The sequence below is a fragment of the Anabaena sp. UHCC 0187 genome, from assembly GCF_009712035.1.
Taxonomy (GTDB): domain Bacteria; phylum Cyanobacteriota; class Cyanobacteriia; order Cyanobacteriales; family Nostocaceae; genus Dolichospermum.
In genome coordinates this window covers 168,643-191,694 of record NZ_VILB01000005.1, presented here as the reverse complement: position 1 = coordinate 191,694, position 23,052 = coordinate 168,643, and the positions used below count along the sequence as shown (strand labels likewise).

General features: G+C 38.7%; 23 protein-coding genes and 1 pseudogene. 16 read left to right on the top strand and 8 right to left on the bottom strand.

The window, feature by feature from the left end; translation table 11 throughout:
• Positions 1-34: 34 nt before the first annotated feature.
• Complete coding sequence (locus FJR11_RS05570; RefSeq protein ID WP_168502715.1) at positions 35-955, top strand: M23 family metallopeptidase; 921 nt, start codon at positions 35-37, stop codon at positions 953-955.
• 237 nt (positions 956-1,192) lie between these two features.
• The gene (locus tag FJR11_RS05565; protein WP_168502714.1) at positions 1,193-1,729 is read left to right on the top strand and encodes a late competence development ComFB family protein; all 537 of its coding nucleotides are present in this window, start codon (positions 1,193-1,195) and stop codon (positions 1,727-1,729) included.
• A 44-nt stretch (positions 1,730-1,773) separates the two neighbouring features.
• On the opposite strand, the gene FJR11_RS05560 is transcribed toward FJR11_RS05565, so the two are convergent.
• Positions 1,774-2,466: a L,D-transpeptidase gene (locus FJR11_RS05560; protein WP_168502713.1), complete on the bottom strand. Its 693-nt coding sequence runs from the start codon at positions 2,464-2,466 to the stop codon at positions 1,774-1,776.
• 345 nt (positions 2,467-2,811) lie between these two features.
• Between FJR11_RS05560 and FJR11_RS05555 the strand changes: the two genes are divergently transcribed.
• The gene (locus tag FJR11_RS05555; protein WP_168502712.1) at positions 2,812-3,468 is read left to right on the top strand and encodes a sigma-70 family RNA polymerase sigma factor; all 657 of its coding nucleotides are present in this window, start codon (positions 2,812-2,814) and stop codon (positions 3,466-3,468) included.
• A 101-nt stretch (positions 3,469-3,569) separates the two neighbouring features.
• Positions 3,570-4,049, top strand: coding sequence for an anti-sigma factor (locus FJR11_RS05550; protein WP_254444688.1), 480 nt, complete (start codon positions 3,570-3,572; stop codon positions 4,047-4,049).
• A gap of 254 nt (positions 4,050-4,303) precedes the next feature.
• Here FJR11_RS05550 and FJR11_RS05545 read toward each other — a convergent pair whose 3' ends face one another.
• Both FJR11_RS05545 and FJR11_RS05540 read right to left on the bottom strand, forming a co-directional pair.
• Positions 4,304-5,647 (bottom strand): TRAP transporter large permease subunit, encoded by a 1,344-nt coding sequence (locus FJR11_RS05545; RefSeq protein WP_168502711.1) that lies wholly within the window; start codon positions 5,645-5,647, stop codon positions 4,304-4,306.
• Between the two features lie 8 nt (positions 5,648-5,655).
• Entirely contained in the window at positions 5,656-6,279 is a 624-nt protein-coding gene (locus FJR11_RS05540; protein WP_174762923.1) for a TRAP transporter small permease subunit, read from the bottom strand.
• Positions 6,280-6,383: 104 nt separating this feature from the next.
• On the opposite strand from FJR11_RS05540, the gene FJR11_RS05535 reads away from it, so the two are divergent.
• From FJR11_RS05535 to leuS, 4 genes and pseudogenes are all read left to right on the top strand, one after another.
• The gene (locus FJR11_RS05535) at positions 6,384-7,523 is read left to right on the top strand and encodes a TRAP transporter substrate-binding protein (RefSeq protein WP_168502710.1); all 1,140 of its coding nucleotides are present in this window, start codon (positions 6,384-6,386) and stop codon (positions 7,521-7,523) included.
• A gap of 764 nt (positions 7,524-8,287) precedes the next feature.
• Positions 8,288-8,842, top strand: a pseudogene (locus tag FJR11_RS05525) (DnaJ C-terminal domain-containing protein); the annotation flags it as partial.
• A 20-nt stretch (positions 8,843-8,862) separates the two neighbouring features.
• A complete protein-coding gene (locus FJR11_RS05520; protein ID WP_168502709.1) occupies positions 8,863-9,750 on the top strand; it encodes a DUF4351 domain-containing protein in 888 nt (295 codons plus the stop codon).
• A 218-nt stretch (positions 9,751-9,968) separates the two neighbouring features.
• Positions 9,969-12,548, top strand: coding sequence for a leucine--tRNA ligase (gene leuS / locus FJR11_RS05515; protein ID WP_168502708.1), 2,580 nt, complete (start codon positions 9,969-9,971; stop codon positions 12,546-12,548).
• A gap of 170 nt (positions 12,549-12,718) precedes the next feature.
• Here leuS and FJR11_RS05510 read toward each other — a convergent pair whose 3' ends face one another.
• The 3 genes from FJR11_RS05510 to FJR11_RS05500 all read right to left on the bottom strand — a co-directional run bounded on the left by FJR11_RS05510 (position 12,719) and on the right by FJR11_RS05500 (position 15,775).
• Entirely contained in the window at positions 12,719-13,681 is a 963-nt protein-coding gene (locus FJR11_RS05510) for a DUF4365 domain-containing protein (protein WP_168502707.1), read from the bottom strand.
• A gap of 161 nt (positions 13,682-13,842) precedes the next feature.
• On the bottom strand, positions 13,843-14,406 hold the full coding sequence (locus FJR11_RS05505) for a hypothetical protein (protein ID WP_168502706.1): 564 nt from the start codon (positions 14,404-14,406) through the stop codon (positions 13,843-13,845).
• Entirely contained in the window at positions 14,396-15,775 is a 1,380-nt protein-coding gene (locus tag FJR11_RS05500; RefSeq protein ID WP_168502705.1) for an AAA family ATPase, read from the bottom strand. Before FJR11_RS05500 ends, FJR11_RS05505 begins: the two co-directional genes overlap by 11 nt.
• Before the next feature lie 177 nt (positions 15,776-15,952).
• Here FJR11_RS05500 and FJR11_RS05495 point away from each other — a divergent pair, with 177 nt between their 5' ends.
• From FJR11_RS05495 to FJR11_RS05485, 3 genes are all read left to right on the top strand, one after another.
• Positions 15,953-16,153, top strand: a complete 201-nt coding sequence (locus tag FJR11_RS05495) for a type II toxin-antitoxin system PrlF family antitoxin (protein ID WP_168502704.1) — start codon at positions 15,953-15,955, stop codon at positions 16,151-16,153.
• A 44-nt stretch (positions 16,154-16,197) separates the two neighbouring features.
• Positions 16,198-16,452 carry an excisionase family DNA-binding protein gene (locus tag FJR11_RS05490; protein ID WP_217358212.1) on the top strand — a complete coding sequence of 85 codons (255 nt, stop codon included), beginning with the start codon at positions 16,198-16,200 and terminating at the stop codon, positions 16,450-16,452.
• Positions 16,453-16,559: 107 nt separating this feature from the next.
• Positions 16,560-16,841 (top strand): antibiotic biosynthesis monooxygenase, encoded by a 282-nt coding sequence (locus FJR11_RS05485; RefSeq protein ID WP_168502703.1) that lies wholly within the window; start codon positions 16,560-16,562, stop codon positions 16,839-16,841.
• A gap of 186 nt (positions 16,842-17,027) precedes the next feature.
• Here the strand turns inward: FJR11_RS05485 and FJR11_RS05480 are convergent, their stop codons facing one another.
• Positions 17,028-18,212, bottom strand: coding sequence for an NAD(P)H-quinone oxidoreductase subunit H (locus FJR11_RS05480; protein ID WP_168502702.1), 1,185 nt, complete (start codon positions 18,210-18,212; stop codon positions 17,028-17,030).
• 451 nt (positions 18,213-18,663) lie between these two features.
• Here FJR11_RS05480 and FJR11_RS05475 point away from each other — a divergent pair, with 451 nt between their 5' ends.
• From FJR11_RS05475 to FJR11_RS05455, 5 genes are all read left to right on the top strand, one after another.
• Positions 18,664-19,095 (top strand): hypothetical protein, encoded by a 432-nt coding sequence (locus FJR11_RS05475; protein ID WP_168502701.1) that lies wholly within the window; start codon positions 18,664-18,666, stop codon positions 19,093-19,095.
• A 58-nt stretch (positions 19,096-19,153) separates the two neighbouring features.
• A complete protein-coding gene (locus FJR11_RS05470) occupies positions 19,154-19,384 on the top strand; it encodes a hypothetical protein (RefSeq protein WP_168466430.1) in 231 nt (76 codons plus the stop codon).
• A 23-nt stretch (positions 19,385-19,407) separates the two neighbouring features.
• Positions 19,408-20,304 carry a 16S rRNA (cytosine(1402)-N(4))-methyltransferase RsmH gene (rsmH, locus tag FJR11_RS05465; RefSeq protein ID WP_168502700.1) on the top strand — a complete coding sequence of 299 codons (897 nt, stop codon included), beginning with the start codon at positions 19,408-19,410 and terminating at the stop codon, positions 20,302-20,304.
• Positions 20,305-20,366: 62 nt separating this feature from the next.
• Positions 20,367-21,722 (top strand): aminopeptidase P family protein, encoded by a 1,356-nt coding sequence (locus tag FJR11_RS05460; RefSeq protein WP_168502699.1) that lies wholly within the window; start codon positions 20,367-20,369, stop codon positions 21,720-21,722.
• Between the two features lie 109 nt (positions 21,723-21,831).
• On the top strand, positions 21,832-22,098 hold the full coding sequence (locus FJR11_RS05455) for a hypothetical protein (RefSeq protein ID WP_168502698.1): 267 nt from the start codon (positions 21,832-21,834) through the stop codon (positions 22,096-22,098).
• 11 nt (positions 22,099-22,109) lie between these two features.
• Here FJR11_RS05455 and FJR11_RS05450 read toward each other — a convergent pair whose 3' ends face one another.
• The gene (locus FJR11_RS05450; RefSeq protein ID WP_168502697.1) at positions 22,110-23,027 is read right to left on the bottom strand and encodes an NAD(+) kinase; all 918 of its coding nucleotides are present in this window, start codon (positions 23,025-23,027) and stop codon (positions 22,110-22,112) included.
• Positions 23,028-23,052: the final 25 nt, after the last annotated feature.

Below are 23,052 nucleotides of genomic sequence, written 5' to 3'. Positions count from 1 at the left end.
GGTTAGCAGCAGCCAAAAATTTGTTTATAAACTTATGATTACCATGACTGACGCTATTAATCCACAGAATAAGTTGCGAGGTATTGGTATCATCAACCGTGCCAAAATATTCATAGGCATAATTGCCGCTGTCCCCATGGCTTTAGGCTTACCTGCAAAGGCTTTAGATGTGCAGGTAATACCTAAAAATCCTCAACTGGGAGATACAATTTCGGTAGTAATTGAGGCAGATGACCAGGAAAAAACTAGTAATCCTACGGTAACAGTTGGGGAGAAAACCTATCCAGCTTTTGAAATTTCACCTCGTAAATACCGTTCTTTCATTCCCACAACTCCTTTAGAAAAGTCTGGAGTTAGAAAGGTGACTGTGACGGGAGAAGGAGCGCAAGATCGAAACCTTGCAGTGTATGTGCGCGATCGCAAATTTCCCGTCCAACGCATTACCTTACCACCTGGAAAAGCTGGAGTTGGCGCAACAGCGTATGAACTCAAGCGAGTCAAAGAATTGAAAGCCCTACAAACACCGGAAAAATATTGGAATGGTATTTTTCTCACCCCCAATGCTGGGCGAACCTCCACTAGATATGGTGTCCGTCGCTACTACAATGGCAAATTTGCCAATGACTATTACCATCGTGGACAAGACTACGCAGGAGCAGCAGGTTCATCGGTTGTTACCCCAGCAGCGGGAAGAGTTGCTTTAGTTGGTACAGTATCCCAAGGTTTCCGGGTTCATGGTAACGTAGTAGGCATTGATCACGGTCAAGGTGTAATCAGCATTTTCATGCACCTAAGTCGGATTAATGTCAAAGAAGGTGATTTTGTGAAAGCAGGGCAAAAAATTGGTGCAGTCGGTTCAACTGGTGCATCTACCGGACCCCACTTACATTGGGGTTTGTACGTAAACGGACTATCTGTTGATCCAATACCTTGGAAATCTCAGCAAATTGATTAAGTTTCTGACTTTGTTACGGCTTTAGGCCAAAATACCTGTATATAAATAGTACAATCTAGCAGAGTAATTCATTCAGTAATACAGAAATAGGGGGCTGAAGCCCCTTGTTTATCCACAATATGTACTGATTCTGCTATTGTATTCTGGGTGATTGATAGCGTCCCTGTTTAACTTGGCTATCGGAAATTTTATGTTTCTCTCCAGAAATACTTTTATCCACACTACCTACGAGGTTTTATGAGTATTGCAAAAATAGTAGAACAAGCTCTTCTAGATGGTCATTTGACACCAGCGATGGAGGCAGAAGTTGGGCGCATTTGCGATAATGCTTCCGAACTGTCCATTGAGGAATACATGGCTTTAGATCGCCTCATGGGTTCATTATTGACTGGTGAGGTAGTAGCAGTACCCCGCAAACAATTTATTAACGTCATGGAAGAGTTGGTACTAACTGACGTAATCGCCAAAGTAGCAGCAATTGAAGCCACAAGTGAAAGCTCTCTAGATGTGGGAGATATCACAGCTTATGCTCTCAATCGTCTACCTCCTCTATATGCGACTACAGAAGAAGGTGCGAAATATCAGCGGGAAAAAGCTAAAACAGAACTTGATACCCTCATATCGGAACAAGTCAGCGGAGCTATATCCGCGTATTTAGATAGACCTAATTTCTTCCCAGAACGTCAAGCTCTGAATAAGAACACAGGAAATGAAGTATTAGTTCAAGTTAGTACATTACTTCAGGTTTATGCACCTAATTTTGAGCAAAAATAGGGTGTAGGGGTGTAGGGAAAAAATTTACCAATTACCAAAAATTTTTACTTACGCACCAATACTTGTGTATCTATACCTACTTGTTCATACAACATTCTCACATCTGAATTACGCATTCTCAGACAACCGTGAGAAACAGCCGCGCCCACTAAGTCAACGTTTGGTGTACCATGAAAACCAATTTCATTGCGGCCATCTGACCAAAAACCAATCCATCTATCTCCCAAAGGACTATCAGTACCGCCCTCAAAAATAGCACCTGTAATGGGATGTCGCCAAATGGGATGGTGTTCTTTGTGGATAACTTTAAAATTACCTGTTGGTGTTTCCCAACCCTTTTTACCAATAGCGATTGGGTAACTGGCTATGATCTCATCAAATTGAGACACATAGACACGGCGATCGCTTAAATCCACCACCACTTGGGTTGTCTGTGATCCTCGGACTGGCTGCTTTGTATTTTCAACTGGATCTGTAACAGTAGCCCGACGTGACTTCTGTGTTTTCCAGGGAGAATCCAAGTTAATCACGGCAGATTTTTGGGGCGAGGTCGGTACAGAAGCCGCAATTGCACTAGCCCCAATTTCTACTGATGAACCCTGTGGATAAACTTCTGTGGATGCAGAATTTAACTGCTCTGTTGCTTTCAAATTGTGCCAATGGACAGCCAGAGATAAAATTGCTGTACCAAAACAGAGAAACATGACCATACTCGCTACAGATTCATTTCTTGCCATTGCGTGAGCCTATTATTTATCCCTGACATATTTGGCTGATTGGTGACTGGGGGTGAAAATTTTACCAATTACCAATTACCTTTTTACCTATGACCTATTAACCATTACCAGTCAAGTGCTTAGTGGACAGTTGTTAATCTGATCACTATTCCTAATTTAACCAAGACCTGATCCGTGTGTTATTTTTGCCTTCCTTTCCCATACCTACTCTACGATGACTAAAATACCGAAAACTCCAATAATTTATATTTCCGTGTTCCGATTATAAATCCGTCACCTTACTGAGGAACTTTTGTCCAATCTTCTAGTCTAATAGAAGGGAGTGATTTAACGCCAGTCCAATCTATGAGTCAATCCATTAGTGTATCTTGGTCAACAGTTGATGCCACCTACCCAGCAGCATCGGTGCAAGTTGACAAACTCTCAAATCACGATCTTATTTTGCGCTGTCAAGTCGGATTGCGTCCAGACCGGGCTGCCTTTGCAGAACTATTACGTCGCTATCAGACTCAAGTTGATCGAGTTTTATATCATTTAGCTCCTGATTGGTCTGACAGAGCCGATTTAGCTCAGGAAGTATGGATTCGTGTGTATCGAAATATTAACCGATTACAAGAACCTGCTAAGTTCCGAGGTTGGTTAAGTCGGATTGCCACTAATTTGTTTTATGATGAATTAAGGAAACGCAAACGGGTAGCCAGTCCCCTATCACTGGATGCTCCGCGACTGTTAAACGACGGGGAAATGGATTGGGAAATTGCCGGTGATACGCCAAGTCCAGAAGAGGAGATGACGACGAGAGAATTTTATGAGCAGTTGCGAGAAGCGATCGCGGATTTACCAGAGGTTTTTCGGACTACTATTGTTCTGAGAGAAATTGAAGGGATGGCTTATGAAGAAATTGCCGAAATCACCGGAGTTTCCCTGGGAACGGTGAAATCTAGAATAGCCAGAGCCAGATCAAGATTACAAACTCAGTTGCAAAGCTATCTAGATATATAATCTACATCATGTTTCCTCAATCCTATGGCAGATTTTAAGAAATATTAAGGACTGTCAACGAAAATATATATTTTCTGCCATTGAAAAGCAAAAATGAATCAATGGGTACTAGAAATATGGAGAAGCGCGATTGTTTCGAGTTATTAAGTGCTTACTTAGATGGCGAAGTTACAGCTACTGAACGTAGGCAAGTAGAAGAATGGTTGTCAACGGATGCCTCCATCAAATGCTTGTATAAGAGACTGCTAAATCTCAGACAAGGCTTGCGGAATATACCTGTGACCGCAGGTAATCAGTCACCAGAAACTACTGTTGAGCAAGTATTGGCGCGTGTTAACCGCCGTTACCAGTTAGGCTGGATATTTGGAGGTGCGGCTGTAGCGGCTTGTATTCTGGGAGCAATTTCTGGTGTATTCTCAGGTAATTCATCCAGAATGCTAGAAATGGCACAAACACAACCAGGGACAGAATTAATATCACAGGCTAAACAGCCTTTAATGGTGGCTTTAAATAACCCAGTCATTGAAATTCCCAAAACGGCAATAGCCCCTACTCAAAAGCTAGTTAACAACCTCAACTAATTAATAGGTAAACTGCAACCACTCCACCAGCCATCAAGCAGTATGCCGCCTAGCTGGTAAATTTTTTCTGATGTCATCAAATACACCCAAGGATAAGCAGATTAGCTTGTAAACCTCTATATACTGGCGATTATAGAGGTTTTTTGATGTATTTGGAGTTAGGAGTCAGTAGTAAAACCCGGTCGTGGAAAGAGTTTCATTATCAATTGATGTCCTAACCACCCGGTTGCTGTAAATCAAAAATTTCAACCCTGTCAAACCCCAGTTATTGCGGAAATATCAATTAACCAGCGAACTGTTTGCGGGAAAATAATCACAATTAACAACACAATAAACTGTAACACCATAAAAGGAATTGCACTTTTATGAATATCCAAGGTACTCACTTCCTTAGGGGCAACACTTTGTAAATAAAACAAAGAAAATCCCACCGGTGGAGAAATAAATGCTGTTTGTAAATTCACTGCCATTACCACCCCAAACCATACCATATCAATATTTAAAGCCTGGGCTGCTGGTACAAATAAAGGTATAGCAATAAAGCAAATTTCAATAAATTCTAAAAATGCTCCTAAAATAAAAATTGCTATATTACTAACGATTAAAAATCCCCAATATCCACCAGGTAAACCCGTTAATAAATTAGTAATCAGAGTTTTTCCACCTAAAGCATCAAACACCAAACTAAACATCGAAGAACAGAATAAAATCATCACCACTAAAGCGGTAATTACTGCGGTAGAATGAGCAGCATCACGAATTAGTTGTGGTGTTAACCGTTTATTAAAAGCAGCGAGAATAGAAGCACCAACAGCCCCAACAGCCCCAGCTTCTGTGGGAGTAGCCACACCAAAGAAAATACTTCCCAACACCGCAAAAATTAAAATTATCGGGGGAACAACTGCTTTAAAAATTTGTTTAATTAATTGAGTACCTTGAGGAATTACCACATCATCAGGAATAAGTGGCACTTTTTCCGGTTGAAAAAAAGCTAGTCCTAAAACATAGAGAATATAGGAAGTAGATAACATTAATCCCGGAATTAATGCCCCTAAAAATAAATCTCCGACAGAAACACCAATTTGATCACTCAGAATAACTAAAACTAAACTCGGAGGAATTAACTGGGCTAAAGTACCAGAAGCAATAATTACTCCTGAAGCCAATTTTTTATCATAGCCATAGCGTAACATGACAGGTAATGATAACATTCCCATAATAATTACTGTGGCGGCCACGACTCCAGTTGTGGCTGCTAAAACAGTTCCCACCAAAACAACTGCTAAAGCCAATCCTCCCCGGACACGACTTAAAACAATGCCAATGGTTTCTAATAACTCTTCAGCCAATCCTGACTTTTCTAAAACTGCACCCAGAAAGACAAAAAAGGGAATAGCTAATAAAGTAAAGTTCGACATTGTGCCGAACCAGATGTTTGGTAATAGTAGTAATCTACTAGGATTAAAAGCCCCGACTGCTGTGCCAATGATTCCAAAAATAATGGCTGTGCCGGCAAAGGAAAAAGCGACAGGATAGCCACTTATTAAAACAAAGAAAAAGCCGACAAACATTAAAACTGCTAACCATTCAAAACCCATATTTTCCTCTATTCAACATTAATATTTTCTGAAGTTTCTAAACGAATTTGTTCCGCTACTTGTTGATAGCCTAATAATACGGCTAAATATTTAATTGCTTGGGAAATACTTTGCAAAAGTAGAAATAATAAGGCTACAGGAACCATAGTTTTGATTGGTGCGCGAGGTAAACCATTAGCATCAGAAGATATTTCCCAAGTTCCCCAACTACCGTCGCTTAACCTTCCCCAAGATTGCAAAACAGGATTAAATGTTACCCAAATGCCAATTAAACAAAAGGGAATCAAAAATAAAATCGTGCCGATAAAATCAATTAATGCCCGGTTTTTTTCACTCATATTCGTATAGAGAAAATCAACGCGGACATTTTCCCCATGACGTAAAATATAAACAAAGCCGAATAAGAAAGTTAACGAAAATAAATACCATTGCATTTCTAATAAAGCATTAGAAGACAATTGCACCCCAATAAAGCGACCCATATAACGGGCAACAACATTAAAGAAACCGACTCCAATTGTTAGTAAAACTAACCAATTCGATAACCATCCTAATTTATCAGCAAAATTGTCAATAAACTGGGAAAATTTTAACAGCCTGCTGATTAAAGAAAATCTTCTTGATTCACGCATACATAAGCAATTTATAAATTTAAAAGCACCTTATTCTACCTGAATTGTTGCATCATTATGATATTGTAGGAAAATCTTACAGTTAGTAAATAGTATTAAGTTTTATGAAACGTCGGGCTATTGTTAACAGATTATCTCAAAGTGCGATCGCTGCCACAGGAGTAGCAATTATTGGCGGTTGTCAAAAGGCTGAAAATCAAGCTGTCAATGGTAAGACAGATACCAGTAACCTACCGACAATCAAATGGCAAATGGCGACAAGTTGGCCATTGTCCATAGAAACTATATTTGGTGGAGCGCAGGTATTGGCAGAGCGTGTCAAAGTTCTCACAAACGGAAAATTTATCATCGAACCCCGTGCGGCTGGAGAAATAGCCCCCGGTTTAGAAGTTCTCAATGTAGTTTCTCAGGGTGCAGTGCAAGCCGGACATACTGCTGCTTATTACTACATCGGTAAAAGTCCCGCTCTCGCATTTGGTACATCAGTACCATTTGGACTCAATGCCCAACAACAAAATGCTTGGTTATATGAAGGGGGAGGTTTAGCCAAACTTCAGGAAATTTACGCACGTAAGTTCAATGTGATTCAATTTCCGGCGGGAAATACGGGGACACAAATGGGAGGATGGTTTCGCAATGAGGTGAAAACCCTCAATGATCTCAAAGGCCTAAAAATGCGGATTCCCGGTTTAGGAGGGCAAGTTATGGCTAAATTAGGCGTAACTGTGCAGAATCTACCAGGGGGGGAAATCTTCCAGGCTTTACAAACAGGGGCTATTGATGCGGCTGAGTGGGTAGGCCCCTATGATGATGAAAAATTGGGTTTAAATAAAGTCGCTAAATTTTACTATTATCCAGGTTGGTGGGAACCAGGTCCAAGCCTAGAAGTACAAGTGAATTTAGACGAATGGAAAAAGCTACCACCTCAATACCAAGCAGCTTTAGAAACCGCTGCATATCAGTCGAATACAACAATGTTAGCTCGTTATGATGCCCGCAATAGTGAGGCATTAGAGAAACTATTAAAAACGGGTACTCAACTTCGTGGTTATAGTCAAGAAATTTTGGAAGCAGCGGAAAAAGCCTCTTTTGCTTTATATGATGAATTTGCGGCTAAAGACGCTGATTTTAAAGCCGTTTATCAACAGTGGAAACCTTTTAGAGATCGGATATATGCGTGGAATAATCTCAATGAAGGTAGTTTAACCCGTTATGCCTATGGGAAGTTGAAAGTGGGGAATTGAGAGTTTGTTTAATGGACTTCTAAATCCAAAAATCTCCATCTTTTTCAACATAAACGTGGAGATTTTTACTGTATAGTCTATAACTTGGAGATATGAATAAAGTGGAGAAAGCAGATCACGCGAAAGATTTTAACCCAGAAGCGGAGTATCGCAAATTAGTAGAAAAATATGCCCAAAATGGTGAACTAAAAAAAGTTGCTGTTGTAGTTTTAACGGAAAAACGGAAAACCTTGGGAATTACAGATACAAAAGCTGAGGAAATAGAAACGGAAATTCTCGCACCTGTTCGTAAACATTTAGCAGATTTGCAAAGTTACAAACAATATTTTGCTGAAGAAGTTGAGCAAAAATATCCCCTGGATGAACATACCTTAAATATACTCAAAGATTATCAGGATATGTTAGGTTTAAGAGATGAAGATGTAGCATCAATTGAGCTAGAAATTACATCTGTCAAAAAAACAGAATATCAAAAACAGCTTCAGATACAGAAACAAAAACAAGAATATGAAAATAATCTACAGCGTTATGAACAAGAACTTATAAAAGCAGTTCAAGCGCAATACCCATTAGATGAATATGTTGGCAATGGATTAAAAACATTTCAGCAATTTTTAAAACTGAGAGATGAAGATATAAATTTAATAGAACAAAAAATACTTGCCCCGAAACAGGCCGAATATGAACATCAACAGCAAGAATTAGAGAAATTAGATCAAGAACAAGTAAAAAATTCTGAAAATTCTCTTTTATTGGATAAAGTTCGGGGAGATGATTTACGGCTTGATTTAAAACTGGACTTCCGAGAGGCTATATTTGGTGGTGAAAAAGAAATTTGTATTTCTCATTTAAAATCCTGTGAAGTCTGTAAAGGATTTGGTAGAACATATACCTCTCTCACTTATGTAACTGCTAACAGAAAATGTAACTTTTGTGATGGGAAAGGTCTAAATCCAGTAACCCAGAAATTGAAAATAAATATTCCTGCTGGGATAGAAAATGGTACGCGTTTGCGGATAGCCCAAGAAGGAGATGAACGACAAGGTGGTGGTAATCCTGGTGATTTGTACATTTACTTATTTGTGAATCAGGATAAAGAATTTAAGCGAAATGGCATTAACATCCTCTCAGAAATCACAATTGACCAACAACAAGCAATCTCAGGATGCCACTTAGGAGTCAATACAGTAGATGGTCGAGTGGAACTTATCATTCCGCCTAAAATCCGAACTAATCAGGTCATGAAGCTGAAAAATCGTGGTGTACCTCGCTTAGGAAATCCCAGTAGTCGAGGCGACCATTTGATTACGATTATTGTTAAAAACTGAATCAACAAAAAATGACTCGCTTTATACATGACCAATTTGCAAAAGATTATTTAGAAGAATTACTCAAACCATTTGGAGAAGTTCAAGCAGCCAGTCAAGTAGCTGGAGAAATCCGGGAAATAGACGTATTATTTACACCATTTCCCAACCAAACAACTAACGTAGAACTATTAGGATTATTAGGAAAATTAGCCACAACACCAGCTATTTTTGAGCCATTTCGTAATCCAGCATCAACAGAAGAAATCTGTGATTGTCTGTTAAAATCATTAGAAGTCAGAGGTGCATTAAGAAGAGCAGCCAAACGGGAACAAACCACCACCGCAAAAATTGAGATTCCTAAATTGTGGATTCTCACCCCCACCGCATCAAAGAACATTATCTCAGGATTTAGCGGTACAATACAAACAGATTCCTTACCCGGAATATACCATTTACCAAAATCCTTACATACTGCAATTGTCGTCATTCATCAATTACCACAAACTCAAGAAACACTGTGGTTAAGACTTTTAGGTAGAGGTACAGTTCAAAAAAGAGCAATTGATGAATTAGCTGCGTTACCATTAAATCAGCCTTACGTCAAAATCACCTTAGAACTACTCTATAACCTCCAGAAAAATTTAAAAATCAATCAAAGTTCACAAACAGAAGATCAGGAGTTGATTATGCGATTAGCACCACTTTACCAACAAGACAGAGAACTGGCTAAACAAGAGGGAGAACAACGTCTAATTATCCGTCTCTTAAATCGCCTAATTGGGGAAATTGACTCATTATTAATTCAAAAAGTCCAGGCATTATCTGTGGAGAAACTGGAACAATTAGGAGAGGCTTTATTAGATTTTACTTCAGTTACAGATTTAGAAACCTGGCTGGAACATAATTCCATTAATTAGCTGCAACTTCCTAATTTTTCTGTACTATTAACAATAGCGATAGCCCTACCCATTGTATCTTATTTCCTGGGTGATTCTTGGGGTTAAGGATGCGATGCCTGCGGAGAGCGAAGCTATCGCTATAGCTGATTGAATTATTTAATTTTCACTCTTAATGTCTGATATCTACAATTATGCCACAATAGCGAGATTAGGTAAAAGCATTAGGAGTTTTAGTTGTGGAGTCCCCCCAAAAACCGTCATACCAACCAGCCGCAATAGAGGAAAAATGGCAAAAAACATGGTTAGAACTTGGCTTAGATAAAACCCCTCAAGATACAAACAAGCCAAAATTCTACGCGCTTTCCATGTTTCCATACCCATCCGGTAGCTTGCACATGGGTCATGTCCGTAACTATACAATTACAGATGTAATTGCCCGCCTTAAACGAATGCAAGGGTATCGAGTATTACATCCAATGGGTTGGGATGCTTTCGGACTACCCGCAGAAAACGCCGCCATTGATAGAGGTGTACCCCCTGCCAAATGGACTTATCAAAATATTGCCCAAATGCGCCAACAATTACAGCGTCTGGGTTTATCCTTGGATTGGGAAACTGAACTTGCTACCTGTTCTCCCGATTATTATAAGTGGACACAATGGATTTTTCTGCAATTTTTACAAGCTGGTTTAGCATATCAAAGAGAAGCCGCAGTTAATTGGGACCCCATTGACCAAACCGTATTGGCAAACGAACAAGTTGATAACGAAGGACGTTCTTGGCGCAGTGGTGCAATAGTTGAGCGTAAACTACTACGTCAATGGTTTTTTAAGATTACTGACTACGCCGAAGAATTATTAAATGACTTAGATAAACTCACAGGTTGGCCAGAACGAGTTAAATTAATGCAAGCCAACTGGATAGGAAAATCCACAGGTGCATATTTAGAATTTCCCATTGTGGGGTTAGATGAAAAAATCGGCGTTTATACCACCCGTCCCGATACCATTTATGGTGTGAGTTACGTCGTTTTAGCCCCAGAACACCCCTTAACTCAAGTTGTCACTACATCAGAACAAAAAGCAGCCGTAGAAGCCTTTATCAAGGAAGTCAGCAACCAAACTGAGTTAGAAAGAACCGCAGAAGACAAACCAAAACGGGGTATTCCTACAGGTGGGAAGGTTATTAACCCCTTCACTGGAGAAGAAGTACCCGTATGGATTGCAGATTATGTTCTCTATGAATATGGTACAGGTGCGGTAATGGGTGTACCAGCACATGATGTCCGAGATTTCAAATTTGCTAAAGAACAAAGTTTAGCTATCAAAGTGGTAATTGTTCCCGAAGTTGGTGCAGAAGAAACTTTAAAATCAGCCTATACAGAAGCGGGAATTTTAGTTAATTCCGGTGACTTTAATGGCATAAATTCAATAGAGGCAAAAAAAGCCATTATCGAATTTGCCGAAAAACAAAACTTTGGTAAATTAAGAATACAATATCGCCTCAGAGATTGGTTGATTTCTCGACAACGTTATTGGGGCGCACCTATCCCTGTTATTCACTGTCCTGAATGTGGAATTGTGCCAGTTCCTGACAAAGATTTACCTGTACAATTACCGGAAGATATCGAATTAAGTGGTCGTGGTGGTTCACCTTTAGCACAATTGGAAAGTTGGGTAAATGTTCCTTGTCCAACTTGCGGTACTCCTGCGAAACGGGAAACCGATACGATGGATACTTTTATTGATTCTTCGTGGTATTTCTTGCGTTATCCTGATGCAAAGAATGAGGAAAAGATTTTTGATTCTGGCAAAGTAAATGATTGGATGCCTGTAGATCAATATGTGGGGGGAATTGAACACGCAATTTTACATTTATTGTATTCGCGTTTCTTCACCAAGGTATTAAGAGATAGAGGTTTATTTAACTTTGATGAACCATTTCAAAAGTTATTAACTCAGGGAATGGTACAGGGTTTAACTTACATGAACCCAAATAAAGGTGGTAAGGATAAATGGATTCCTTCTAATTTGGTTGATGCTAATAATCCTGTAGATCCACAAACTGGAGAACCTTTACAACGTCTCTATGCTACCATGTCCAAATCAAAAGGCAATGGTGTTGCCCCAGAAGATGTAATTAATAAATATGGCATTGATACGGCGCGGATGTTCATTTTATTTAAAGCACCTCCAGAGAAAGATTTGGAATGGGATGAGGCTGATGTTGAGGGACAATTCCGCTTTTTAAATCGCGTTTGGCGGTTGGTTACTGATTATGCGGCTGCGGGAGTTTGTAAGCAAAAAGCGGAAGTTGATAAGTTAAATAAAGCGGAAAAAGATTTGCGTCGCGCCATTCATATTGCGATTCAAGCAATTACGGAAGATGTGGTAGATGAATATCAATTCAATACGGCAATTTCGGAATTAATGAAGTTAAGTAATGCCTTGACTGATGCTAATTGTCATAATTCCCCAATTTACGCGGAAGGGATTCTAACTTTGGTGATTATGTTAGCGCCTTTTGCACCGCATATTGGTGATGAATTATGGCAATTGTTGGGGAATAAAAATTCTGTACATACCCAAACTTGGCCGAGTTTTGATCCTGCGGCTTTGATAGCTGATGAAATTACTTTGGTGATTCAAATTATGGGTAAAACTCGTGGTTCTATTCAAGTTCCTTCCCAAGCTGATAAAGCTGAGTTGGAAAAATATGCGCGTGAGTCGGAAGTTGGACAACGTTATATTGAAGGGAAGGAAATCAAGAAAGTGATTGTTGTTCCTGGTAAGTTGGTGAATTTCGTTTTGGGATAGTTTTTGTTTGTAGCGACTGTCTTGATTATCAAGCGATCGCTACATATTCGTTGAAAAATATGGAAGGATAAGATATAATTAAGGGGGTAGGTGTAACGCCGACATAGTGGGAATTTTGGCGCGCCTTTTGGAAAAGCGTTCGGTCTACACCGTCGTGCGTGTGTACCTGCCTACCAAGTTCTATGAATCTCAAATACTGATAGAAACCAAATTCTAGATTCTCCTACTCCAGTTAAATCGCAGAATGTGCGTCTACGTTGTAACACAACACGCACTACTGTAGACTGCCGATGGGGAAAGTATACTCTAGCCTCCAGTCGAATAAGATCATCAAAAACCCTCTTTCCATCCACTAATTTTTCTGACCAAGCGCGTAAAGTTTTTGCAGGAGTTACTTCCTGAATGATGCGAGATGCAACTGGAAGTAGTTGTAGGGATTGAGAAATAGCTAAAGATTGTCGTTCTCTACGAGTAATATGTCGCCACCCAACACGGTTGACGATGACTTCACCTAAGTCTGGATTAGTGCGATTTGCAGCAGAACTCTTCCCCCAATCACTATAATATTTACGAGCAATACTCTTTAAGCTTTCACTAAATGAACCCAGTTTAAGATCATTCGGTTTTAAACTTAATTTATTATAAAAATTTTCGTAGTTAACTTTTGGACCACAAAGCTTGAAGAAGTCACCTTTAGAATGGGGTCCAAATTTTTGTATTTGCGGTAAAAGAATAATGTTTTGATTAGCATCCGTATAAGATTCAGGCGATCTCAAATCTGTCCACCAAGCATCAGGTTCTTTAGGATTTTCTGAAGGATCTACATATATTAAAACTACTGGAAAGGGCAAGGCATTCCATCTAGGGCGGTGATCTTCTATATAGGACTTGCCTACTTGAACTCCAACATAATTTGGTCTAATCTTCGCATCCTTTCTATAACCTGGTCCGCATTTTATTTGAACAGCTACAATAGCTGATGTTGGTTTTCGACCACGTTTTAGAAAAATTAATCCGTCAATCGCATCATCATTAAGGCGATCAATTTCTTCCCACTTTGAATGCCAATCAACTCGGACAATTGTGTGAACATGAGAAACACCTCTATAGTCCTGTATGGTTGAATCAACCACAAGCAAACTCCTAAATGCAGATAAACTATATCCCTATTATGCTTTAAATATTATGGCATTGATTTATGTTTATTTTTTTAATTGGATTAAATTTAATCCTATTTAAACCATTTATTGTTGATTAATGTTGGGTTTCCTTACGTCAAACCAACCTACAGATTTTATATTTTTTTGTCAGAATAATTCATTAGTAGGCGATCGCTCTCTACTTTAGCTCCATTTCTTAACCATTCAATAGGTTGTTCTTCTTCTACTTTATCTGGATTTACCCATACAATATTTTTGAGTTCATCAATTTTAATAGATGCTTCACTAAAAAACTTCCTAGCAGTATTATCATCCAAGGATATAACAATTTTATCTGTTGCTAGTGCTGCTTCTATTAAACATAAATCTTTGGTCATTTCCGCAATTCTTTTATTACTAACATCGGCAGCAATACTTTCTACTTGACTCCATAAACTATCATTTATGGATATGTTCGGAGAGTTCCATTTTTTCCTGGATATCATTTGAATTCGCCATTTTCTGGCATAGGATGATTGATGTTTATCCCATTCTGCTCTTATAGCTGGTGTCATCACAATTTGATGACAAGTATTCAAAACTGCTAATAGAAATTCACGACAGTGAACCGACTGGGGATAAGTAGCATTTTTATCACCAGCAGAACGAGCTACAGAAGCATCAATTACCAAACGTTGAAGATTTACTTTAGCCACCATGTACACCCTGCATTAAACGAGCTTCCGCAGCACTTAAATAACGGTTTTCTAATTGTAGAGATAAATCACCAAAATCTTCTGGCCAATCTCCAAAAGCGCCAGTTTCATCTAAATCAGCACTATTGACATTTGTTATCCCATTTTCTTGGCGTGTAAACCAGTGCAGTTTTACTAAATCTGGTGATAGATTACCTTCGGCGACTAAAGATTGAATTGCTAAAATTAACCTATCACTATGAGTCTCTACAACTACTTTAACACCCCTTTTTGCTGCATTAGATAATATTTCTGCCATAGCAATTTGAGCGCGGGGGTGCAGGTGAATTTCTGGTTGTTCAATATATACTAATTGTCCTGGTTTTGCTACTAATAAAGCAACTAAAACAGGTAAGGTTTGGGAAACTCCAAAACCAACATCGGCAATATTCACCATATCATCTTTAGACTTAGAATGTGTTGGCAGACGACCTACTATTAATTCTACTTGTGTATCATTAACTTGTCTTGCTTGTACTTTACAAGTTAATCCTAGTGTTTCTAATGCAGCACATAATTCTTTAATAGTTTTATTATTTTTACCTTTTTGCCAATAATTGATCACACTAGCAACGTAATTTTCAAATGTACCTGGAAATTCATCACCTATAGCTGTAATTTTATAATTTCGTTCAGGATTTCCCCTTAATCCAGGTACATGGATTATTTGGCGGATATAATTACCAAAAACTTCCCAAGGACTGGAATATAAGAAGTTAAAGAATGGATTCTGAGAAATAATATATTTTTCACTTGCTGATAAGGAAAACTCTAAAAAACACCGATTTCTATCAACAACCCATGCCATTTTATTTTTTAATGCTTCTGTATGTTGAATGGCATTATATATTTCTATATATGGCTTTGGTAAAACATTCATTACATCTCCTGGCAACATATCTGGTAAAAGGGAAAACTCTTGTTCATTTCCTTTATATATCATTTCAACAATTTCTATGGCTTCTTTTTTATGTGTTGTAAATACATTACTAATAATTTGATCATTCTCTATACCAATACCAACGGTAAACTTATTATTAGGTTTGATTCCAGATATTTTAGAAAATAATTGTGTTGCTGAAGTAAACTTAACATTAGGTCCATTAAGTAATAATGCACCAGGATCATAAGTTGCTTCTAGAGTTTGTTTCATCAACAATAAAGGTTGCATGATGCTAGATTTTCCCGAACTATTAGCACCTGCAAGAATTGTTAACGGGCGTACTTCAATACTGCATTCATCATAAAGTGACTTATAACCACTGACAGAAATTTTTGTAATTCCTCTGACATTTTTGTTTTGTTTGCCATTATTGGAATCAGATTGATTCATAATTCGACTTTCCCTAATTTCAGTTTATATTATAATAATACTCTGTGATTTCTGATAGGTTGCGTGGTGCAGCCATATTTACTTGTGTGGGTAATTAACAAAGTTTATTGCTTTGTTATATATCACTACTGGTAAATTTATGTAATAGTTTATCACAACAAGGGAGAAACACTAAGAATGAATAGAATATTGTCCCCAACTATGGAAAAGCACTATTTTGTAAAGGCGTTCTTAGATTTTCTTGCTAGAGATATCAAAAAAAATCCTAGCACTACTGAACCACTTACAGAAGATATGTATCATTGTGCTTCTATATTGACTGAAGGTATGGAAGTTGATCTTGATGAAGAGTTCCCAGAGGATTTGATATTTGTATGAATGTTAATGGGTGGACGTTAAAATTTGTAGGTTAGGTTAATAAAATGCAAACCAGAAAGAAAAATCTTGCTACTTCCGATCAATTAACAACTCAAGAAGCAGCTAAAATTCTCAATGTTTCCCATCCTTATTTGATTCAATTATTAGACTCTGGTGAAATTCTTTGTCATAAAGTGGGAAATCTTCGCAAAATATTCTATCAAGATTTGATGGAGTATAAAAATATAATTGATGCTAAACGTAGAGAAACTTTAGCAGAATTAGCCAATCAAGCTCAAAAATTAAATATGGGATATTAAAAAGGTAATCCGATAATGGATAATTTGACCGCAATTTTTAATGTTTTGCGGAAAAAGTTAAATGTTGATACCAATGTCCAAACAACGGTTATTTCTCATGAAAAATCATGAAATATGTATTGATTATCCATGAAGTTGAAGACTATGAATCATGGAAAAAGGTTTTTGATAATGCTACCGATATCCGTAAGCAAGCTGGAGAAATAGCATATCAGGTTTTAAAATACGAAAATAATCCCAATAAAATAGTGCATTTTTCCTCATGGACATCAATAGAAGATGCAAAGCAGTTTTTTGAATCTCCTCAACTCGTGAGAATTAGACAAGAAGCTGGAGTCAAATCTCCCGATTTTATATATTTAGATCAACTGGAGTTGGGTACTTTATAAGTAATTACTAATTTCCGTTGTAATCGTTTGAGATTTTGATATATTTCTAGCAAATGGCTATAAATTGTATATCCTTTCAACATACAAAGTTGGGTTAAACAAAGTGCAACCAAAAAGATATATTATTGGTGATTAATGTTGGGTTTCCTTGCGTCAACCCAACAAACTGTTGAAATTGAAAGATAATTATCTATCAACAGAACCCATGATTACGTCAATACTACCGAGAATAACAACGATATCTGCAACCTTCATTCCCCGCAGTAAATGAGGAAGAATTTGCAAATTGTTGAAATCTGCGGCGCGGATTTTCCAACGCCAAGGGAAAACATTATTATCACCTACTAAATAAATTCCCAATTCTCCTTTTCCGCTTTCAACGCGGGAGTAAATTTCACCTTTAGGAACTTTGAAAGTAGGAGAAACTTTTTTAGCAACGTATTGATAATCAAAAGCATCCCATTCAGATTTTTTCCCAGCCATTATCCGCTTGGCTTCTAGGTTTTCGTAGGGGCCACCGGGTAATCCAGCAATCGCTTGACGAATGATTTTTACAGATTCGCGCATTTCTCGCATCCGTACCATGTAACGGGCAAGACAATCGCCAACGGTTTCCCACTGGACATCCCAATCGAAATCATCGTAACATTCGTAGTGGTCAACTTTCCGCAAATCCCATTTCACCCCAGAAGCGCGTAACATTGGACCAGAAAGTCCCCAGTTAATAGCTTCTTCACGGGTAATAGTTCCCAAGCCTTCAATGCGGCGGCGGAAAATCGGGTTATTGGTAACTAGGCGTTCATATTCATCAACTTTAGGGATAAAATAGTCGCAGAAATCTAAACACTTATCTACCCAACCATAGGGTAAATCCGCAGCGACACCACCCACACGGAAATAGTTATGATTAACCATGCGGTAGCCAGTGGCGGCTTCCCACAGATCATAAATCATTTCCCGTTCCCGGAATTGATAAAAGAAGGGTGTTTGTGCGCCCACGTCAGCGAGGAACGGACCAAACCATAAGAGGTGGTTTGCAATACGGTTTAGTTCCAGCATAATCACCCGGATATAGCTGGCGCGTTTGGGAACAGTGATACCTGCTAATTTTTCCGGTGCGTTGACTGTTACCGCTTCGTTAAACATCCCCGCAGCGTAGTCCCAACGGCTAACGTAGGGGACGTACATGATTGTAGAACGGTTTTCGGCAATTTTCTCCATTCCCCGGTGCAGGTAGCCTATGACTGGTTCACAGTCAACGACATCTTCACCATCTAGGGTCATAATTAAACGCAAAACCCCGTGCATTGATGGGTGGTGAGGCCCCATATTTAGCACCATCGGTTCAGTGCGGGTTTCGATTCTACTCATAGATTTGCTGTTCTCCCGTTGTGGATGTTGTGAATTGACCCGCTAAGATTAACTTGCCACGATTGTTATTGTCTGCCAAAATTTAGCTGATAGGGATAATATCCAGATTATCTCTACAGGGTGACGTTGGAGAGAGAATAGCAGAGTCGGTTTTGTACTTGATGTTTTATTTTGTGCCGCTACTTCAATTATTATAGGGAAGCTTGATATATCAGGGATTGAGAATCTGGATTTTTTTCATGTACCTGGGGGTGTGGGAATGGGGAGAAATCTGCGTGGTGCGGATGACTAAACTAAAATTGTATCAATGTCTTGGTGATTTTGCTGGTAGTTAAGATAGATTTAATTTATAATTACTCTAATTAATATCTATAGTTAAATCTTAGCTCACGCAGAGGCGCAGAGGCACGGAGGAAGAGAAACAGAGTTTTTGAATGGATATGATTAATTTATGAATTATCTGCAAAAATACAAGGAACAAAATTTTTTGGAAGCCTTAGATATTTGTCAATCATTAATTGATTTTAAATATCGTCCTACCAATTTAACCTATCAAGCAATAGAGTTATTTTGTGAAATCTGTAAAAATCCTTTTGAATTATTAGAATTATGTCAAAAATATTCTAGTAAAATTGAAAAAATCTGTGATATTATTCATGAATATGGAACAAGTATAGATAATTGGCGTGTTGATTGTCCACTTGGTTTTGGTGCAAAAGATCATTGTAGTTTTTTGAGTTTTTTTCTCAATCTTAATTTTGGCAAATTTGAATATTTCACAGATAATTTTACAACACCTGAACAAATTGCTGAATTATTTAAAGATTGGAAAGAAATTGATTTTAATCCTCTCATTGAAAAGCAAAAGGCAGTTACATTTTAATAAACCAAAAGTATTATCTAAACTTAGTTAACCAAAATTGTCAATTAAGGAGATATCCATGAAAGAATTAATGAAACAACCCTCATCTTGGCTACCAAATGGAATAAACCTGAATCTTTCAGATCAATTTCGTCCTTTTTCTTTTACTGAAGAGTTACAGATTCGTTTAGAGGAACTATTAGAAAAAAATAAAGAAAATTTACTTAATCCAGATGAACAAGCAGAATTATCTGGTTTGTTGGAATTAGAAAAAATTTTCAGTTTTATCAACGCTAAACTCGCCTCTTAATTTTTACTATCAATAAGTTTATAATGCAATCAGATTTACAAACACCAATAGATTCAGAAGAAGTTACATTTTCCCATATTCCCGTTCTCAGTCAAGAAGTAATTACAGGTTTAAATATCCAACCTGGTGGAAATTATTTAGATTTAACCGTTGGTGGCGGTGGTCACAGTCGGTTAATATTAGAAACTGCTGAAGATGTGAAAGTAACTTGTGTTGACCAAGATGAAGATGCTTTAAACGCAGCAAAAGAGAATTTAGCAGAATTTGGGGAGAGAGTTAATTTTATTCATAGCAACTTTGCCAATTACCAATTTCCAGAAAATACCTATCATGGAATTTTAGCCGATTTAGGAGTAAGTTCCTATCATTTAGATAATCCAGAACGCGGGTTTAGTTTTAGAAATACCGCAAACTTAGATATGCGAATGAACCAACAACAATCCCTCACCGCTGGAGATATTATAAATGAATGGGACGAAAAAGAATTAGCGGATATCTTCTTTAAATATGGTGAAGAGAGACTTTCCAGAAGAATAGCTAGAAGAATAGTTGAAAAACGCCCATTTGATACTACTACAGAATTAGCAAATGCGATCGCCTACTCCGTCCCTCCCAAATATCGTCATGGGAGAATTCACCCTGCAACCCGCGTCTTTCAAGCCTTACGCATAGCAGTCAACGACGAATTAAAAGTCCTAGAAACCCTCATAGAAAAAGCACCAAACGCGCTAATTCCCGGAGGAAGAATCGCAATAATCAGCTTTCACAGCTTAGAAGACAGACCAGTTAAACATGGTTTGAGAAATTCCGACTCATTACGAGTATTAACAAAAAAACCCATAATTGCCACAGAAGAAGAAACAAAACAAAACCCCCGTTCTCGTTCTGCTAAATTGAGAATAGCAGAAAAGAAACCTTAAACTGCTTCTTCCTTTGCGCCTTTGCACCTTTGCGCCTTTGCGCGAAACATTCCTTAATCAAAATGCAAACCACCCTTCACCAGCGCCGCCAAAAACTAGCAGAAATCATAGACTTTCCCACCGTTCTCTGGTCTGGTAATAGCAGTCCCCGCAACTTCCCCGCCAATACCTTCCCCCACCGTGCCAATAGCCATTTCCTCTATTTTGCCGGAATTCCCCTCGAAAACGCCGCCATTCGCCTAGAAAGTGGCAAGCTACAACTATTTATAGATGACCCCCACCCCAGTAGCGCCCTCTGGCATGGAGAAACTCCAACCCGTGAAGAAATCGCTGCCAAAATAGGCGCGGATGAAGCCAAAACCATGGCAGAATTAGGAAATTATTTAGAAAATGCGGCGACTGTTCCTGTACAAGATGCAGCTACTTGGACACAGCAAACCCAACTTTTAAATAGACCAGTTTTCCCAAAAAATCCACGGTCAGGAATTGATTTAGAACTAGCAAAAGCCATTGTTTCTCTGCGGCTTACCCACGACGCAGCAGCATTGGTGGAATTACGTAAAGCTGCAAATGTGAGTGTGACAGCCCACAAAGCCGGAATGGCGGCAACTTCTTCAGCTAAATTAGAAGCCGAAGTCCGCGCTGCAATGGAAGCAGTCATTATGGGTCAGAATATGACCACTGCTTACACCAGTATTGTCACAGTTCATGGTGAAGTTTTACACAATAATCATTATTACCACTCTCTGCAACCAGGGGATTTACTTTTAGCTGACGTGGGTGCAGAAACCCAGACGGGTTGGGCTGCTGATATTACCCGCACTTGGCCTGTTTCTGGTAAGTTTTCCTCTACCCAAAGAGACATTTATGATATTGTTTTAGCTGCCCATGATGCTTGTATTCAAAACATAGCTCCTGGTGTAGAATATGCAGATATTCATCTATTAGCAGCAACTACAATTGCTGAAGGTTTGGTAGATTTAGGAATTTTGCAAGGTAAACCAGAAGATTTGGTAAAAATGGATCTTCATGCTTTATTCTTCCCCCACGGAATTGGGCATCTTTTAGGTTTAGATGTTCATGATATGGAAGATTTAGGAGACATCGCCGGCTATGATCAAGGAAGAAGTAGAAGTAGCCGTTTTGGTTTAAGTTATTTGCGGTTAAATCGTCCCTTGCGTGCAGGAATGTTAGTAACAATTGAACCGGGATTTTATCAAGTTCCGGCAATTTTGAATAATCCTAAAACTCGTGATCAATATCAATATTTAGTTAATTGGGAAAGACTAGCACAATTTGCAGATGTGCGGGGAATTCGCATTGAAGATGATGTATTAGTTACAGAATTAGGAAGTGAAGTTTTAACGGCCGCATTACCAAATCAAGCTAGTGCTGTTGAAGATTTAGTTGGTTGTTAAATTTGAAATTCTCAGGTTTATTTAAAGACATTGAGATTTTTACCAAACAGAATTAAACAGTATTTGGATTGAACAAAGAGAGGAAATTTACCGCTTTTTCCGTGAAGTATTGAATAATGTCATCCAACACGCTCAACCACCTCACGGTACGGCTACCCAAGTATTTGTTAGTTTAGAGCAAAAGGGAATTAGATGTACTTTAGTAATAGTCAATGATAGAGCTATTTTAGCATCTACTTATAGACCCCAAAAAGGTGGCTATGGTACTAAAATCATGGATACTATAGCCAACGAACTTCTAGATGGTGTATGGGAAATATCAGTTTTACCGAATGGAGAAGTGCGAGTTACACTAAGTTGGCATTTACCTAACTGAACAACTGACAACTAAGGCAATTCTACAGAATTAGGTTTAGCAATGTGCGGTAAACCCCAACCGAGTTTTTCCCGCAAAATACGGAAAAATTCCGGTGATTGCAGACGAATAAATCGGGCGCTATAGGGCGATCGCTCTAAATATACCCGATCCTCTGGCAAAACATAACATCCACCATTACCATCTACCACCATTACCAACCGGGGAATGTTGACAGGATAGATATTAACTGGTTCACTATCAGGAAACACCAAAGCCCTAGAAGCTAGGGAATGGGGACAAATGGGGACTAACTGCAATACAGGAACACCAGGAGTAATTACTGGCCCACCTGCGCTTAAAGCATAAGCTGTAGAACCCGTTGGGGTAGAAACAATAATCCCATCAGCCGCAATATCCACCGGTGAATGTCGTCCCACCGCAATTTCAAAATGGCACATACAAGTTAAAGGTTCTCGATGTAGCACCATTTCATTTAAGCAGAGGGCTTCCCACTTTACCGTATCTCCCCGCATAACTTTGACGGTGAGCATAGCTCTATCTTCAACTTCATATTCACCCGCCATTGCCTGTTCTATGGCTTGGGGTAATTGGTTGAGATAAGTTTCCGTCAAAAATCCCATGTGACCAGTATTTACTGTCAGCATGGGTATACCACAGGGGGCGACTAGGCGCGATGCTGCTAACACAGTTCCATCTCCCCCTAACACCACTGCAAATTTCATATCTGAGTCAAAGCCAGGGGGCGTAAGACCTTCAATAGGGGTGTGCAAGACAGGACTATTTGGTTGAGAATAGCCTAATATCCCACCGATACTCGCTGTGATGTACACATCCCAACCAGCAGCGGTAAGTTTGTCTTTTAGTTCAATAGCGACACTACTCGCTATCGGTTTAACATCGTTGTAGATAATGCCTGCTTTCGGCACACTCAAATATCCAAGTTTAAGAGAT

Excerpts from the sequence above, each read along its gene's own strand:
- FJR11_RS05570 (WP_168502715.1), top strand. The coding sequence starts at position 35 with ATGATTACCATGACTGACGCTATTAATCCACAGAATAAGTTGCGAGGT.
- FJR11_RS05565 (WP_168502714.1), top strand. The coding sequence starts at position 1,193 with ATGAGTATTGCAAAAATAGTAGAACAAGCTCTTCTAGATGGTCATTTG.
- FJR11_RS05560 (WP_168502713.1), bottom strand. The coding sequence starts at position 2,466 with ATGGCAAGAAATGAATCTGTAGCGAGTATGGTCATGTTTCTCTGTTTT.
- FJR11_RS05555 (WP_168502712.1), top strand. The coding sequence starts at position 2,812 with ATGAGTCAATCCATTAGTGTATCTTGGTCAACAGTTGATGCCACCTAC.
- FJR11_RS05550 (WP_254444688.1), top strand. The coding sequence starts at position 3,570 with ATGGGTACTAGAAATATGGAGAAGCGCGATTGTTTCGAGTTATTAAGT.
- FJR11_RS05545 (WP_168502711.1), bottom strand. The coding sequence starts at position 5,647 with ATGGGTTTTGAATGGTTAGCAGTTTTAATGTTTGTCGGCTTTTTCTTT.
- FJR11_RS05540 (WP_174762923.1), bottom strand. The coding sequence starts at position 6,279 with ATGCGTGAATCAAGAAGATTTTCTTTAATCAGCAGGCTGTTAAAATTT.
- FJR11_RS05535 (WP_168502710.1), top strand. The coding sequence starts at position 6,384 with ATGAAACGTCGGGCTATTGTTAACAGATTATCTCAAAGTGCGATCGCT.
- FJR11_RS05520 (WP_168502709.1), top strand. The coding sequence starts at position 8,863 with ATGACTCGCTTTATACATGACCAATTTGCAAAAGATTATTTAGAAGAA.
- FJR11_RS05505 (WP_168502706.1), bottom strand. The coding sequence starts at position 14,406 with ATGGTGGCTAAAGTAAATCTTCAACGTTTGGTAATTGATGCTTCTGTA.
- FJR11_RS05500 (WP_168502705.1), bottom strand. The coding sequence starts at position 15,775 with ATGAATCAATCTGATTCCAATAATGGCAAACAAAACAAAAATGTCAGA.
- FJR11_RS05495 (WP_168502704.1), top strand. The coding sequence starts at position 15,953 with ATGAATAGAATATTGTCCCCAACTATGGAAAAGCACTATTTTGTAAAG.
- FJR11_RS05490 (WP_217358212.1), top strand. The coding sequence starts at position 16,198 with ATGCAAACCAGAAAGAAAAATCTTGCTACTTCCGATCAATTAACAACT.
- FJR11_RS05485 (WP_168502703.1), top strand. The coding sequence starts at position 16,560 with ATGAAATATGTATTGATTATCCATGAAGTTGAAGACTATGAATCATGG.
- FJR11_RS05480 (WP_168502702.1), bottom strand. The coding sequence starts at position 18,212 with ATGAGTAGAATCGAAACCCGCACTGAACCGATGGTGCTAAATATGGGG.
- FJR11_RS05475 (WP_168502701.1), top strand. The coding sequence starts at position 18,664 with ATGAATTATCTGCAAAAATACAAGGAACAAAATTTTTTGGAAGCCTTA.
- FJR11_RS05470 (WP_168466430.1), top strand. The coding sequence starts at position 19,154 with ATGAAAGAATTAATGAAACAACCCTCATCTTGGCTACCAAATGGAATA.
- rsmH (WP_168502700.1), top strand. The coding sequence starts at position 19,408 with ATGCAATCAGATTTACAAACACCAATAGATTCAGAAGAAGTTACATTT.
- FJR11_RS05460 (WP_168502699.1), top strand. The coding sequence starts at position 20,367 with ATGCAAACCACCCTTCACCAGCGCCGCCAAAAACTAGCAGAAATCATA.